The organism is uncultured Paraglaciecola sp. (assembly GCF_937123705.1).
In the GTDB taxonomy this organism is placed as follows: domain Bacteria; phylum Pseudomonadota; class Gammaproteobacteria; order Enterobacterales; family Alteromonadaceae; genus Paraglaciecola.
The window spans coordinates 24,548-38,575 of the sequence record NZ_CAKZKO010000010.1; the positions used below are offsets into that span (position 1 = coordinate 24,548).

General features: G+C 42.5%; 17 protein-coding genes. 7 read left to right on the plus strand and 10 right to left on the minus strand.

Translation table 11 applies throughout. From position 1 onward, the window contains the following. Positions 1-38: 38 nt before the first annotated feature. The 3 genes from gspL to Q0688_RS01380 are packed head-to-tail and all read left to right on the plus strand — an operon-like array spanning position 39 to position 2,468. On the plus strand, positions 39-1,247 hold the full coding sequence (gene gspL / locus Q0688_RS01370; RefSeq protein WP_299072127.1) for a type II secretion system protein GspL: 1,209 nt from the start codon (positions 39-41) through the stop codon (positions 1,245-1,247). A 1-nt stretch (position 1,248) separates the two neighbouring features. Further along, positions 1,249-1,728 (plus strand): type II secretion system protein M, encoded by a 480-nt coding sequence (gene gspM / locus Q0688_RS01375; protein WP_299072128.1) that lies wholly within the window; start codon positions 1,249-1,251, stop codon positions 1,726-1,728. Beyond that, positions 1,725-2,468, plus strand: coding sequence for a type II secretion system protein N (locus Q0688_RS01380; protein ID WP_299072130.1), 744 nt, complete (start codon positions 1,725-1,727; stop codon positions 2,466-2,468). Before gspM ends, Q0688_RS01380 begins: the two co-directional genes overlap by 4 nt. A 53-nt stretch (positions 2,469-2,521) precedes the next feature. Here the strand turns inward: Q0688_RS01380 and yrfG are convergent, their stop codons facing one another. Further along, positions 2,522-3,205 (minus strand): GMP/IMP nucleotidase, encoded by a 684-nt coding sequence (gene yrfG / locus Q0688_RS01385; protein WP_299072133.1) that lies wholly within the window; start codon positions 3,203-3,205, stop codon positions 2,522-2,524. A 113-nt stretch (positions 3,206-3,318) separates the two neighbouring features. Between yrfG and nudE the strand changes: the two genes are divergently transcribed. From nudE to Q0688_RS01400, 3 genes are read left to right on the plus strand one after another with little or no spacing between them, the layout of a single operon-like run. Continuing rightward, the gene (gene nudE / locus Q0688_RS01390) at positions 3,319-3,882 is read left to right on the plus strand and encodes an ADP compounds hydrolase NudE (RefSeq protein WP_299072134.1); all 564 of its coding nucleotides are present in this window, start codon (positions 3,319-3,321) and stop codon (positions 3,880-3,882) included. Further along, complete coding sequence (cysQ, locus tag Q0688_RS01395) at positions 3,882-4,727, plus strand: 3'(2'),5'-bisphosphate nucleotidase CysQ (protein WP_299072137.1); 846 nt, start codon at positions 3,882-3,884, stop codon at positions 4,725-4,727. The genes nudE and cysQ overlap by 1 nt, the downstream gene beginning before the upstream one ends. A gap of 28 nt (positions 4,728-4,755) precedes the next feature. Then, complete coding sequence (locus Q0688_RS01400) at positions 4,756-5,328, plus strand: YceI family protein (protein WP_299072140.1); 573 nt, start codon at positions 4,756-4,758, stop codon at positions 5,326-5,328. A gap of 11 nt (positions 5,329-5,339) precedes the next feature. Here Q0688_RS01400 and Q0688_RS01405 read toward each other — a convergent pair whose 3' ends face one another. From Q0688_RS01405 to Q0688_RS01420, 4 genes are all read right to left on the minus strand, one after another. Continuing rightward, complete coding sequence (locus Q0688_RS01405; RefSeq protein ID WP_299072143.1) at positions 5,340-5,585, minus strand: YheU family protein; 246 nt, start codon at positions 5,583-5,585, stop codon at positions 5,340-5,342. Further along, a complete protein-coding gene (locus Q0688_RS01410) occupies positions 5,582-6,637 on the minus strand; it encodes a hydrolase (protein WP_299072146.1) in 1,056 nt (351 codons plus the stop codon). Before Q0688_RS01410 ends, Q0688_RS01405 begins: the two co-directional genes overlap by 4 nt. A gap of 283 nt (positions 6,638-6,920) precedes the next feature. Beyond that, positions 6,921-7,127 (minus strand): DUF3565 domain-containing protein, encoded by a 207-nt coding sequence (locus tag Q0688_RS01415; protein ID WP_299072449.1) that lies wholly within the window; start codon positions 7,125-7,127, stop codon positions 6,921-6,923. Positions 7,128-7,152: 25 nt separating this feature from the next. After that, complete coding sequence (locus Q0688_RS01420; RefSeq protein ID WP_299072149.1) at positions 7,153-9,063, minus strand: ATP-binding cassette domain-containing protein; 1,911 nt, start codon at positions 9,061-9,063, stop codon at positions 7,153-7,155. Between the two features lie 133 nt (positions 9,064-9,196). Between Q0688_RS01420 and Q0688_RS01425 the strand changes: the two genes are divergently transcribed. Next, complete coding sequence (locus Q0688_RS01425; RefSeq protein ID WP_299072152.1) at positions 9,197-9,403, plus strand: YheV family putative zinc ribbon protein; 207 nt, start codon at positions 9,197-9,199, stop codon at positions 9,401-9,403. Positions 9,404-9,539: 136 nt separating this feature from the next. On the opposite strand, the gene Q0688_RS01430 is transcribed toward Q0688_RS01425, so the two are convergent. The 5 genes from Q0688_RS01430 to ompR form a co-directional block, all read right to left on the minus strand. Further along, complete coding sequence (locus Q0688_RS01430) at positions 9,540-9,752, minus strand: SlyX family protein (protein WP_299072155.1); 213 nt, start codon at positions 9,750-9,752, stop codon at positions 9,540-9,542. Further along, the gene (locus Q0688_RS01435; RefSeq protein WP_299072157.1) at positions 9,752-10,741 is read right to left on the minus strand and encodes a hypothetical protein; all 990 of its coding nucleotides are present in this window, start codon (positions 10,739-10,741) and stop codon (positions 9,752-9,754) included. The genes Q0688_RS01430 and Q0688_RS01435 overlap by 1 nt, the downstream gene beginning before the upstream one ends. 72 nt (positions 10,742-10,813) lie before the next feature. Next, complete coding sequence (locus Q0688_RS01440) at positions 10,814-11,926, minus strand: c-type cytochrome (protein WP_299072158.1); 1,113 nt, start codon at positions 11,924-11,926, stop codon at positions 10,814-10,816. Positions 11,927-11,962: 36 nt separating this feature from the next. Then, positions 11,963-13,264 (minus strand): two-component system sensor histidine kinase EnvZ, encoded by a 1,302-nt coding sequence (envZ, locus tag Q0688_RS01445; protein WP_299072160.1) that lies wholly within the window; start codon positions 13,262-13,264, stop codon positions 11,963-11,965. 14 nt (positions 13,265-13,278) lie between these two features. Further along, positions 13,279-14,004 (minus strand): two-component system response regulator OmpR, encoded by a 726-nt coding sequence (ompR, locus tag Q0688_RS01450; RefSeq protein WP_299072163.1) that lies wholly within the window; start codon positions 14,002-14,004, stop codon positions 13,279-13,281. Positions 14,005-14,028: the final 24 nt, after the last annotated feature.

A 14,028-nucleotide genomic window follows, 5' to 3' on the forward strand; every position in this document is an offset into this window, starting at 1 on the left:
TATTTAATCCATAACAAGCAACAAGGTACCTAAACCTTATGGAACAGTTAGTAGTACGCCTAGGCGCCAATGCAGATGAAGCGATTCATTGGATAGTGTGGTCTAGTCAACAAGACGAAATTATTGCATCGGGCGAATTACCCGATGCAAAACAATTAGTTACCTTAGCCGACAGAGCGGGTGGCAGGCCGATTTGTGCCTTAGTGCCTACCAGTGACATTTTGCTGAAATGGGTTGAGTTGCCTCCTAAAGCCGGGCGCAAAGCCTTAGCCGCTATTCCTTTTATGTTAGAAGAAGAAATAAGTGGTGATATTGCTCAGCAATTTTTCGCGCTAGGCCCCAAAGAAGGTAATCTTCAAGCTGTTGCTATTGTGAACAAAGAAAAGTTACAAAGCTGGCTAACGATCATTGAGGATGCAGGCTTAGACTGTGATCAACTTATACCTGATGTTTTAGCCTTGCCTTTGGCTGATGAAGATTCTTGGTCTGTATTGGAGCTCGGGCAACAGCTCTTGGTGCGTAAAGACAATTGGGCAGGATTACAAGGTGAAAGAGATTGGCTGGTTCAAGCTATAGATCACCTGGCGCGCCAACATGTAAAACAACACGACCAAGCACTTGTAGTAAATGATTACTCTGGCTCAGACCTAGCAAGTATAAAAAATATCGATGTATCGGTACAGCCACTAGAATTGCCTATGAAAGTACTGGCGCAAGGTGTGAAATCTGCAAAATTTAACTTGCTACAAGGTAAGTATAAAGTCAGCAATAAGGTTGCAGGTGAATGGAAAAAGTGGCGTTTAGCCGCGATATTAGCCGTGATTGCATTATTTACTAGCTTGATTGATAAGAGCATAGAGCAAAACCGACTGCAAAATCAGCTGGTGGACTTAAAAGCTCAGGTTAAAAATGAATATAAACGAGCATTTCCTAATGCAGGTGCATACCGCGACCTTAGGGCAACCATGACTAGGCAGATGAAAGCCTTAGATCAAAACGGTGCAAGTACATCAGTATTGGTGATGTTGAATCAACTTAAGCCCGCCTTTGCAGAGTCGAAGGTTAAACCTCAAACATTGCGTTTTGACAGTAAGCGAGCCGAATTACGGATTCAAGCCATGGCCACTAACTTTAATGCTTTAGATAAGTTTAAACGTCAAGCTGAAGCCCAAGGGTTTACGGTAGATCAAGGTTCAATTAACCAAGAAGATAATCAAGTGATCGGCTCGTTGACGATCAGGAGTTAATATGGACAAACTAAAGAAAATGTTTTTAGAACTAAGTAGCCAAGAGCAACGTTTGATAATGTTGTCGGCGATTTTGGTGTTATTCGCAATTTTTTATTGGGGAATTTGGTCACCACTTAATGCCTCCCTTGAACGGGATAAAGTGGCTGTGAAAAATCAAACTGAATTGTTGGTCTGGGTCCAAAAAAATGCTAACCGAGCGATGCAGTTACGCAGTAGTGGCAACGCAAGTACGTCACTATCAGGCTCTTTGCCACAAGCGGTTAACCAATCGGCTAGTCGTATGAAAATTGCTATTTCAAGAATGCAGCCTCAAGGGGATGAATTGCAAGTATGGATTGATCAAGCTCCCTTTAATGACTTGCTTAGTTGGTTGCAATCTTTAGAGAAGACAGGGGTGAGCATATTAGATATCGACATTGCCGAATCTGATGTGCCGGGACAAGTTAAAATTCGTCGTTTAAAGCTAGGAAAATTATGAAGTCAGCTTTGAAATGGAGCAGTTTAGGATTGTTAGTGTATGTTGTTTTTTTGATAGCAAAACTACCTGCTGTTCATGTGATATCAAATATTCAGCTACCAGCTGGGGTTAATGTCGGTGGAATCTCAGGTTCTATCTGGAATGGTCAAATGCAACGCGCTCAAGCCAATGGATTACCTATTAGTAATTTAAGTTGGCAGCTGTCGTTTTTTCCTTTGTTGATAGGAGAAGTCAGCGCCGACATTAAGGCCGGAAATGTAAGGGATATTGAACAAATATCAGCTAATGGACACGTCAGTGTTTCATCTCAAGGCATACAAGCAGAAGACGTTGTGGCTTACGTACCTACAGATTTAGTAGTAAGCATGTTAACACTGCCCGTACCCGTACAAGCTGGTGGACGTCTTAAAGTGCAACTTAATGAGTTAAGTTATAAGGCGGGTTGTCAAACTGCCTTAGGTAAAGGACAGTGGCTAAATGCCAATTATACTGGCACAGCTGGAACTATAGATTTAGGTAACTTTGATGCCGATTTAGGTTGTCAAAAAGGTAATATCGTTGTCGATGTAAAGCAGCCTAATAGTTTTGGGTTAACTGCAAAAGCCTTGATACCAGCCAATCTGAATTTTAAAGTTGAAGGACGCTTTAAGCCTAATGCTAACCTTCCCAAAGAAGTGCACCAAGCGGCGCAATTTTTTGGTAAAACCGACGCTAACGGCTATTACCCAATTAAATTTTAATTAATCACCGTGAATTCTAGATAATCACTTTTGTTGGTTGGTTTTTTTATATTTCAACCAGCAAAAGGGTTGGCCTTAATCTCATCTAATAAATATCGATAATCTTGGATAGCGTGAAATTGTGATATTTCTCTATCTGCCTGTTGGCTATCAGGATTGCTCACCGCCAATAAATGCTTAATGCCATAGTCTTGCGCAGCTTGTAAAATTCCTAAACTGTCGTCTACAAACAGGGTGTGTTGCGGGTTAAAACCAAGTTTTTCTTGAAGTTTTTGCCACAAAAGTTGCGACTCTTTAGTGACCGCAAACTCGTGGGTCGAGATCAGTTGGTCTATATGTTGGTCAAGCTGGGTATGCTCTACTTTTAGCGACAAGCTCTCGGGATGGGCATTGGTCACTAAAATCACCTCTCGCCCAGAGGCTTTTAACGCATCGATAAAAGGCAGGCTGTCTTCTCTGATGCTAATCAGATGATTAATTTCACGCTTTGCCTCAACAATGTCAATATCCAGTTTTTCTGCCCAATAATCTAAGCAATACCAGCTTAGCGTCCCAACTACCTGCTCATACTCAATGGCCATTTTTTGTTTGGCTGCAGACACGGATATACCATGTTTTTCAGCCAACTTTTTGGGGAGATGCTCTAGCCAAAAATGATTGTCGAAATGTAAGTCGAGCAAAGTGCCGTCCATATCGAGCAATACGGTGTGAATATCTTTCCAAGCAAGCTTTGACAAGTGGCATGTCCTCTATTTAACAGGTATATTTAAAACACTTTAAAATTCATCGATTTAACGTTCATTTGAGTTTGAACACAGCTAATCGGTAGTTATATTAACGTGAAATATTCATGAGAAACACAGACAATACAAAATCACTGCCTCAGATCCACTCCCGCAAAGTGGTGGCTAAAAGTGGCCTGTTTAAGATCGAACAAGTTGGTTTAGAGTTTTCAAATGGTGAAACTCGTATCTTTGAACGCATGGCCGGTAGTGGCAGAGGGGCGGTAATGATAGTGCCTTTTGTCAATGAACATGAATTTTTGTTGGTTAGAGAATATGCTGCAGGCACCCATAGCTATGAATTAGGTTTTCCAAAAGGTTTAATCGATCCCGGAGAGTCACCTGAAATCGCCGCCAATAGAGAGTTAAAGGAAGAAGTAGGATTTGGTGCAAAAATATTACATCCCTTGCAAAGCATAAATATGGCTCCGGGATTTTTTAACGCCAAAATGAATATCTTTATCGCAGAAAACTTATATCCAGAAGCACTTCCAGGAGATGAACCAGAGCCTCTTGAAGTGGTTACATGGTCGATACGAGAGATTGATGCCTTACTTGCTAAAGAGGATTTTGTTGAGGCAAGGTGTATCGCTGCTTTGTTACTGGCTGAAAAATGGAAGGGGGCGCGCTAATGGCAAATGAAGACCTACAACAACTTTTTGATTTGGCAAAAAAGGCGGCAATTAAAGCAGGTAAAGTTGTATTGGAAATATACGACAGCGGTGATTTTACCAGCTTTCAGAAAGACGATGAATCCCCTGTAACTAGCGCTGACTACAAAGCCAATGAAGTCATTATGGAGATGTTACATCAGGCCACACCAGAGATTCCTATAATGTCTGAAGAGACAGAGATTGGCCGTTTAGACGAGCGTAAGAGTTGGAACCGTTATTGGCTAATCGACCCCATTGATGGTACCCAAGAATTTATCGCTCGTAGTGGAGATTTTGCGGTGAATATCGCGCTGATTGAAAACAATGTGCCTATTATGGGAGTGATTTATTGGCCAACCGGCGAAACTTTGTATTCTGCTCTAAAAGGCAATGGTGCATTTAAAGAATGTCCAGTGGAGCACAAACAAATTTTTGTGCGTCCATTAAAAGCGCCTAGCCAAGACCCTTTGATTATTGCCATTAGCCGTAGACAAGCCCGTGAAAAAGTAATGAATAGCTTAAGTAAAGATCGTGTCTACCAGACCCTACCAGCCGGTAGTTGTTCACTCAAAGCCTGTTTTATTGCCGAAGGCAAAGCCGATGTGTTTTTGCGTTTTGGGGTGACCGGCGAATGGGACACAGGCGCATCACAATGCATAGTTGTGGAAGCGGGTGGAAAAATACTGGCTCATGATTTCGCCCCTTTAAGTTATAATTTGCGAGAAAGTGTGATCAATCCTGACTTTTTTATTATGGGTGATCAAAACGTTGATTGGCAAAGTATTGTGAAACACCAATATGGCAATAACAACCAGCTCAATTAACTGTGGTACTTAACTAAAGGGAATGCCCATGAAATTTGCACTATTATCCAGTATCTTTATTGTTTTTTCTTTATCTGCCAAAGCCCATTGGACCTTAATTGAAGATGAGTCTAGCCTGAGTTTTGTGTCCACCAAAAATCAACACATCAGTGAAGTGCAACAATTTACAAAACTCAAAGCTGAATTTGGCCATGAGGGTAAATTTCAGCTTGAGATTGATCTTGCCAGTATCGATTCAGGTATCGAAATTCGAGATACCCGTATGCGTGAAAATCTGTTTTTGCTAGAAGATTTTGCTGTGGCTAAGTTAACGGCTCAATTACCCAACAGCGTGCTAAAACAAACAATAGGTAGTTCTGAATTAATAACAGTTGCAGCGCAGCTAAGCCTTATAGGTAAAAGTAAAATGATTAATGTAACAGTACAAGTTACGCGACAGCTTAACGATGGCATTGTGGCCACAAGCACTCAACCTATCTTGATTTCGGCGGTAGATTTTGGTCTTGATACAGGCATTGACACATTACTTGCCATAGCAGGGTTAGATTCTATTGGCTATACCGTACCGGTTAACTTTAATTTGGTCTTTGCAAAACACTGAGTGTTTTTGCCTTAGTCAGTTTGTTTTTCTGACTGTTCAAACTCCCCAAGTTGCTGCTTGGGTATAATATTTACCGTTTCATGCAATTCAGAATAAACCAAGAGTATCTCGCCCATTTTTAGCTGACTTAACACCTGATGTACTTTATCTTGTAAAGATACCTCTGCCTCGCCATATTCTGTGCCTTCACGTAGTACAAAGCCTTCAATAATATTAAGCAAAGTCTCTTCAGCCAAGTCGTTAATGGGGATAATCATAATGGACTATCGCTTGATAATTGCTTGGGCTTGCATGCCATAAAGGGTGCAAAAAAGTCATTAGCGCGTTGTTGCATCCAAATGCTGGGGCGCCAAGGTGTGCCTTGCATAAAGCCAACATGGCCACCGTTTTCACTTACTTCGATACATACTTTTGACGATAAAGCATCGGCGCTAGGAATGATACTTTCGTGCATAAATGGGTCGTCTTTGGCATGTAAAACTAAGGTTGGAGTGGAGATCTCTTTAAGGAAACTCTGAGCGCTACATTTTTGATAATAATCGTCTGCACCTAAAAAACCGTGTAAGGGCGCGGTGACATGTTCATCAAATTCACGAAAGCTTTTAAATTGTTTAACCTGAGAGTCAGTGACTTTTAGTAGGCCGCTAAAGTCCATTTTTTTCATTTTAAACAGCATATTAGTAACTAAACTTTTCATCAGATGAGCTTGATAGATTTTTGCAAAACCTTGACCAATACTCTTGGTGCATGCAGCTAAGTTAAAGGGGGTAGACACGGCAATAGCCGCTTGAACTATCTTCTGGGAAGGCTGCTCGCTCAAGAGTTTAAGTAACATATTTGCACCTAAAGAAAACCCTATTGCAGCCTTGCGTTTTTGCGGGTATCGCTTTTCAAGCCAGTTTAATAAAAACCAAGCATCTTGGGTCTCGCCTGAATGATAAGCGCGATGGGTATTATTGTGCTCGCCACCACAACCGCGAAAATGCATTAATACTACGGCATAACCCTGCGCCAAAAAGTTTGCCGCCATATCATTGGCATAATGAGACTTAATTGAGCCTTCCAAGCCATGAAACATCACCATAATGCCAGTGGCCTTTTCAAAATCGCCAGCCATCACTAAATTAACAAAATCACCATCAGGTAAAGGTAACTTTTCGATGTGATAATCAAGTTTTCGGCGTTTTTGAGCTAGTCGCGGATAGAGCGTTTGCACATGGCGATTTTTAGCCCACCAAGGCGCAGTAAAATCACTTTTAACGATTTCACCATAACGAACATTTTGTTGAGTTTGAGACTTGTAAGGCATGTACTACAAATAGCTGAACGATTATCAAAACAGGATACAGTAAATAATCGAAAATATAAAAATCAAATCCAAGCATGCAGGGATGACGATAACCACGTTCGTCATTCCCGAGTGCTCTTATCGGGAATCCATCGAGGCTCACAACAAGCCCAAGCATATAAAAGCAAAAAAATTGCACCACAGAGAGCCTAGAGAAAAGCCATCCAAATCTTAACTATCTTTTCCTCTGTGTAAGCGCAGCGCTCTGTGATCTCTGTGGTTAATATTTTTTGGAATGTTAGCCCTACATGTAATCCGCAGGTGCGCCTTCATCGCACTTTTTGCATGATAGTTGGTGGCCTAACATTGATTTTCGGCCTGCTTCAGATACCACCCATGGTCGGCTAACCCACGGAGGGTCGTGCCGAACGTGTTGAAAATGGCCGCAGGCCAGTTCGGCTACCCAGTGGTTTTCCTCATCTTTGTGATAACCGGTAATTGGGTTATTCAATCTCATTCACACTCGGCATACAGCATTACTCGCCACTTTCTAGAGCAAACTGCTGTTGCTTTATTTCTAGATGTTCTTGAGCATCGAGCCATGCCATTTCGGTTTCTTCCAGAGAGGATTTAATTGTGGCTTGTTCGCTTAAAATTTGCTTAAGCTGCACTTTGTTCTCGGCGCTATAAATGTTGGTGTCGCTTAGCTGTTGTTCGAATTTTTGCAATTTTTTGTGGGCATCAGCCATGCTTTTTTCAAACTGCTCGATGGATTTTCGTAGTGGTTTAGTGGCTTGTCTAAATTCTGCTTCTAAGCGCTTAGTATTTTTGCGGTCAGGCTTCACATTGCTTTTAGTGGTGCTTGCTTCTGCGGCCTTGTCGCCTTTTAAAATCCACGCTTTGTAATCATCTAAATCGCCATCGAAGGGCTGCACTTGTTTAGAATCAACCAGATAAAAATCATCACACACTGAAGTCAATAAAAACCTATCGTGAGATACCAGCACCATGGCGCCTTCAAAGCCTTGCAATGCCATATTCAGTGCATGGCGCATATCCAAATCCAAATGGTTGGTTGGCTCATCAAGTAATAACAAGTTCGGTTTTTGATAAACCGTTAAGGCCAATACTAAGCGGGCTTTTTCGCCGCCCGACATTGGGGCAACTTTGCTTAGAGCATTGTCACCTCTAAAACCAAAACCACCTAAATAGTCCCGTAGACTTTGCTCGGTGGCTTTTTTATCCAATCTTTGGATATGTGCCATCGCGGAATCATCACCTCGTAAGAACTCTAGTTGATGCTGGGCAAAATACCCGATGCGCAAACCCGCTGAGGTTTCGTAAATACCTTCCATGGGGGATTTTTCACCGGCTAATAATTTGATTAAGGTGGATTTACCCGCGCCGTTTTTACCTAACAAACCAATACGGCTGCCTGGCACTAAATTTAGGTGCAATTTTTCAAGGATTACGGTTTCGCCATACCCCACTTTTACCTGTTCCATTTTAATAAGTGGATTAGGCAATTTAGGTGGAGTAAAAAACGCAAAGCTAAATTCAGAGGCGGCCATTACTGGCAATAAGGTTTCCATTTTAGCCAGTTGTTTTACGCGGCTTTGTGCTTGTTTGGCTTTACTGGCTTTTGCCCCAAAACGATTGATAAAAGACTCTAAATGAGCAATTTGATCTTGTTGTTTCGCATATTGCAAACTTTGTAAACGCAAACGCTCGGCCCGCTGTTTTTCGTAGGCATCGTAGTTGCCGGTATAACTAATCAATTGCTGTTGCTCAACGCTGATAATTTCGTTCACTGTGCTATCTAAAAATGACTTATCGTGAGATATCAACATTAAGGTGCCGGTGTAACGTTGCAACCATTTTTCTAGCCAAATCACCGCATCTAAATCGAGGTGGTTGGTTGGCTCATCCAGTAGCAATAAATCAGAATGGCAAAGTAACGCCTGAGCTAAATTTAAACGCATCCGCCAACCACCTGAAAACGCCGAGACAGGGTTTTTCATTACATCGTTAGCAAAACCTAAACCCGCCAAAATAGTGGCCGCACGAGCGTCGATATCATAAGCGCCAACATGCTCTAACAAGCCATGAAGGTGGGCGATTTTCTCGCCATTGTGGGCTTGTTCTGCCTCTACTAATTGTGCCTGCAGTTTTCTGTATTGGGTATCGCCATCTATCACATAATCCAATGCCGAACGTTCAACCGCTGGGGTTTCTTGGGCCACCGCCACTATGGTCCAATTTTTCGGGATATTAAAATCACCTTGCTCGGTATGTAACTCGCCTTTGATCAGGGCAAATAAACTGGATTTACCACAACCATTAGCGCCAATTAGCCCAGCTTTATGGCCGGGATACACAGTGGCATTCGCCTGTTGCAGTAACACTTTACTGCCACGCATTAAGGAAACATCAGAAAATTGGATCATGAAAACCTGTTATGAACTTTTTAGTTATCTCGATTAATTCATTATAAATGGCAAATAAAACGCCTGAAGATAACACTCAATTTTGAAAGGGGGTATCATAGCAAGATGAACCACCGAAAAAATCCCCTAAACCATGGTTAATAAAATTAAAAAACGTTTTGTCGCAGGCGCAACCTGCCCAAAGTGCCGCGCACTAGACACCATCATGCTGTATTTTGAAAATAACGTCGAAAAACTACAGTGTGTTAAATGTAACTATTCTGAATCCCAAGCCGATAAAAAAGTGGCTAAGGCTACGCGTGCCAGTGAAAGTGTGATTGGGGTGTTTAAGCCTGAGTAGCTAAAAATGTATTACCATTAAAACCGGAATGACAAACAACTTAAGCCACCACCATCAATTTTCTGGAATTCAGACATTTCAACCATATAGCCCGACAAATTGAAATCAAATGCTCTGACCCCATTGATATTTTTGTTTAATAATGCGGAGGTGGCATTTCTTCTTTTTCTGATGCCATGTTACTGGGTTCGATGGCGCTGAGTTTTGAGGACATTTGTTTGAGTTGAAATTGCAAATCGTCCATTTGTTTTTGTTGTTCGATAAGTGCTTGGTTAAGGCTTTCTATGGTGTCTTCTTGAAAAGCCACTTTCATTTGAAGTTGTTCGATATCTGTTTCTAGGTTATTCATTAATTTTCTATTTTCCACGTTTCTAGTAGGCCACTGCTACTTTCTGAAATTATAGTGTTATCAGTCATAAAGCCTATGTCGTGTACCACGGCAGAGGCGGGTTTGCTGCCTTCGCGGGCGGATACCCGCCATTCGTTTAACTCTTTGCCTGTTTGCACATCCCAGCGGTTGATTCTTCTGGCTGGCGATCCCGTTAGTAGGTACTTACCATCATCAGAAAATACAGCAGTAGTGAATATTCGTTGTCTTGCTATATACTGTAAGCTACTGACTTCTTGGCCTGTAGCTAAGTCCCACACACGGGCATCGCGTTTACTGTCGGCGGTAAAACCGTAGCGCCCTTGATCATCTAAGGCCACTTTAGTGACACGGCTGGGGTGGTCAAATTTATGGATCACTTGCCCTGTGCGGGTGTCCCATAAATAAGCTAGGTAATCATTACCACCGGTTAAGGCGTAAAAACCATTCGGTGAAATGTCTACACTGTTAACCTTTTCTTGGTGACCCAAAAATTCTAAACGCCTGCCAGTTTTAGGTTCGAAGAACATCACTTTACCGTTGCCGCGGCCCACTAATATGCCGCGGCCTTGGTTTGATACGGCTATATCGCGAATGCTGGCTTCGTCAATACGCCAAAACCCTTCTGGCTCACCCACTTCAAGACTCCATAGGGCAAAGGCCTCTCTATCAGAAGTCACCACATAAGAATTATCGAAGGCAATATGAATATTGGTGACGGTGTTATTGCCATCGTCTTGATGACGCCACACAAATTGTTTTTCATTGGTGGCTAAATCCCATACCGTAATGCCATTTTCCATAGTGGAAACAACCGCTATTGAATTGTCTGCGGATATATGAGAGGCGTGACTGCCTTCTTCTGCGTGTCTAACGGAACTAACTGGCGTGTCGTTTAAGCCACCACAGCTCGTTAGTGCTAAGGCACATAGCCAGATCGCAAAGTGGGCAATATTACTGGGTTTACACATTGGGTTTTTCATAAACATAATGTTGTTTAATAAAATTTCGCAATCTATTGGTGAGTTGTTACAAAGTGCATTTTAATGCAGCGGCTCTGCTTCGTCATCTATTATTCCTTCTGCACGCATAACTGGGTAACCTAAATTCATCCAACCAAATATTCCTTCGTATAAAACCGCGGTTTTGGTGTAACCAATTTCACGCAACTGCTTAATGATATATTCAGTGGCAGCTCGTGGGCATGAGCAATAGCCTACAATTTGCACATCCTTGGGTAGGCCTTGTACTTGCTTTTCTAGCTCACTGTAATAGGGAAACGGAATAGCCCCTTTGATGTGAGCTCGTTGCCACACAGAAGCAACACGAGTATCAAGTAGGATCATTTTTTTGTTTTGTTTTATGGCTTCGAAAAGATCCTCTGACGATACATAGATATCATCTGTTAAGGTAAAATCGGGGTCATCATTGTCTGGATTCAGCACGTATTTATCCAGTGTAGGTAGGGCGCTTAATACCACTTTTTTTACTTTCCAACCGCTGGCTTTACTTCGAATAAAAGCAGTCACATCATCTATATCTGTTGCGCTTAAGGTGTCTGCAAACGCCGGCATAGGGGTGTCTTGGCGACCTTGTTCGATGGCATAACGAATAAAGTCGTCTTTATTGTGAGCCAAGGCGGCTTGATTGCTCAAGGCTGGTGCGGTAATGCCTTCACCCTTCACGCCATGGCAGCTAGAGCAATTAGCTTGGTATAAGGTTTCGCCTTTTTTTATGTCTCCCGCTACTGGATTTTCAGAAAGTTTTATGCGCTCGGCTCCCGATTGCCAAAATAACCAATAGGTTAAGTTCCATACTTCATCGAGTGTCATGGGGCCGCCAATTTCATCTAAATAGCCGCCCATAGCAGTGCCTTGGCGGCCATAGGAAATAGGGCGTAAGATTGAGTGAGGAACCCCCGATTCGAACAAACTTTTAGAGCGCAGTGACGGTGCATGGTCATTTTTGTGGCCCTCGCGATTTTCACCGTGACATAACACACAATACTTTTTGTAGTTTGCCGCGGCTACTTCTGCTTCTTCAACTGTTAATTCACGAGGTGGGTCTTGTTTTTCATAGACTTTATTTGCGAATGCGACCTTTGCTAAAATTAAACAGGAAATACTGAGTAAAGTGAGCTTCAAAAGCGGGTGCATTAGACAATCCTTAAAATAACTGAGACTGTTAGTTTCTTAAACTATAGCCTGATAACCGATAAATACAGTTGCCATTAAGCCCCCTTGAGAGTGATTTTGCAATGTTACTTTGCCTGAATGCATCTCGACTATGCGCTTAATGATGGCTAAGCCTAATCCAGATCCTAAACTACCCCGCGCTTTATCGCCTTGGGTAAAAGGTTCAAACAAAGCTTGAATTTGTTCTTCTGGAATACCTGGGCCAAAATCGCGGATCGCAAAACACAGCTGTTTGTCTTTTTTATTGTGGCGAGAGCTGATTTCAATTTCGTCACTGCCGTAGCGAAATGCATTCTCAATTAGATTGTCTAATACTCGTTTTAGCGCGACCCGGCGAATAAGTGTTTTGGGGAGAGGGGCAAGATCCAATGTAATTTTGTGATTTTCTTGAATGTTGCGGACTTGTACTGCATCTCGGATTAAATCATTTAAGTTGCTGGCCTCCATGCACTCTTGCTGGTCTTGGCGCACATAATCGATAAATTGATCGATGATTTCGTTCATATCTTCAATATCGTGAACTATGCCATCTTTTACCCAATCTTGTGATTCAGGTAGCATTTCTGATGCTAACCTTATGCGAGTCAGCGGAGTGCGTAAATCATGGGAAATGCCCGCGGTTAATAAGGCTCTGTCATCTTCAAGTTGTTTAATGCCTTTAGACATTTGATTAAAAGCATGGGTCACAGCAATGAGTTCACTGGAGCCTTCTTCTTTTAGAGGTTTTGGCACTTGCCCCCTCCCAACTAACAAAGCGGCATCTTGCAGGGCTTTTAGTGGGCGGTTTAAGCGCCGTACAAATATCAAGCTACCCCCTACACTTAATACCCCAATCATCAAAAGAAACACTAAATGAGGCGAGCCATCGCCTTGACCTAACCCCACCATGGGAATTGTTATCCAAATGTCGGGGTTTTGTGGTGGGTTAATCCAATATAAATAAGGCTCTCCATGGGTGATCCTAACTTGGGCGGGACCACCTAAACTATCGGACATCTGCTGCGACCAAGACTGATAAGGTGTGGCTTGCTCTAAACCACGTTGAAGAGCGCCAGCTTGATTATATATTTGCATCCCAGCGACTTGGCTAAATCGCTTATCTAGCTGCGGGTTTTGGCTGTCTACGCTCTCAACAAAGGCCAGTTTGATTTGTGTGGCCAGCAAATTATTGATTTGTTGCACATTGGGGCTAACAAAATAAAAGGTGACCGAAACCAAAGACACAACTTGGTTGATAAACAGCAAAATACTGATCAACAGAACGGTTTGGCCGAAGGCGCTTTTAGGTAAAAATCTCACGGGCCGAAAAACGCCTAAGCCGTACTTCCACCGTCTGGCACAAACACATAACCTAAGCCCCACACCGTTTGAATATAACGAGGGTTGGCAGGATCTTCCTCAAGCATACGGCGCAAGCGAGAAACTTGTACATCAATACTGCGTTCTAGCGCACTATAATCTCGGCCACGAGCAAGGTTCATGAGTTTGTCTCGAGATAATGGTTCTCTTGGATGAGTGACTAAAGATTTTAGTACCGCAAATTCACCACTGGTTAAGGTCATGGCTTCACCTTCAGTGGTCATTTCTCTGGTGCCAAGATTGAGTGAAAACTTACCAAATTCAATAATTTGTTCTTCAAGTGATGGTGCGCCGGGGGCTTCAGTGGTTTTGCGGCGCAATACGGCTTTAATTCTGGCCAGTAACTCTCTGGGGTTAAAAGGCTTAGGCAGATAATCGTCAGCGCCCATTTCTAGGCCAATAATACGGTCTACTTCATCCCCTTTTGCGGTCAGCATGATGATAGGTATTTCGTTCTCTTTTTGACGCAAGCGGCGGCAAATAGATAAGCCATCTTCACCGGGCAACATTAAATCAAGCACTAATAGATGCACGTTTTCACGCTCTAGCAGTCTATCCATTTGCTCAGAATTGGCTGCGGTTCGCACTTGATAACCTTGCTCAACTAAGTAGCGCTCTAACAGGCTGCGTAGACGCATATCGTCATCTACCACTAAAATTTTTGTTGTTTCCTGTCCCATATCTGAATCCAAGTCGCTTGTTTG

Coding starts and splice junctions, on each gene's coding strand:
- gspM (WP_299072128.1), top strand. CDS start 1,249: ATGGACAAACTAAAGAAAATGTTTTTAGAACTAAGTAGCCAAGAGCAA.
- ompR (WP_299072163.1), bottom strand. CDS start 14,004: ATGGGACAGGAAACAACAAAAATTTTAGTGGTAGATGACGATATGCGT.
- Q0688_RS01430 (WP_299072155.1), bottom strand. CDS start 9,752: ATGAATAACCTAGAAACAGATATCGAACAACTTCAAATGAAAGTGGCT.
- nudE (WP_299072134.1), top strand. CDS start 3,319: ATGAGAAACACAGACAATACAAAATCACTGCCTCAGATCCACTCCCGC.
- Q0688_RS01425 (WP_299072152.1), top strand. CDS start 9,197: ATGGTTAATAAAATTAAAAAACGTTTTGTCGCAGGCGCAACCTGCCCA.
- Q0688_RS01405 (WP_299072143.1), bottom strand. CDS start 5,585: ATGATTATCCCCATTAACGACTTGGCTGAAGAGACTTTGCTTAATATT.
- cysQ (WP_299072137.1), top strand. CDS start 3,882: ATGGCAAATGAAGACCTACAACAACTTTTTGATTTGGCAAAAAAGGCG.
- gspL (WP_299072127.1), top strand. CDS start 39: ATGGAACAGTTAGTAGTACGCCTAGGCGCCAATGCAGATGAAGCGATT.
- Q0688_RS01380 (WP_299072130.1), top strand. CDS start 1,725: ATGAAGTCAGCTTTGAAATGGAGCAGTTTAGGATTGTTAGTGTATGTT.
- Q0688_RS01410 (WP_299072146.1), bottom strand. CDS start 6,637: ATGCCTTACAAGTCTCAAACTCAACAAAATGTTCGTTATGGTGAAATC.
- Q0688_RS01435 (WP_299072157.1), bottom strand. CDS start 10,741: ATGTGTAAACCCAGTAATATTGCCCACTTTGCGATCTGGCTATGTGCC.
- Q0688_RS01400 (WP_299072140.1), top strand. CDS start 4,756: ATGAAATTTGCACTATTATCCAGTATCTTTATTGTTTTTTCTTTATCT.
- Q0688_RS01440 (WP_299072158.1), bottom strand. CDS start 11,926: ATGCACCCGCTTTTGAAGCTCACTTTACTCAGTATTTCCTGTTTAATT.
- Q0688_RS01420 (WP_299072149.1), bottom strand. CDS start 9,063: ATGATCCAATTTTCTGATGTTTCCTTAATGCGTGGCAGTAAAGTGTTA.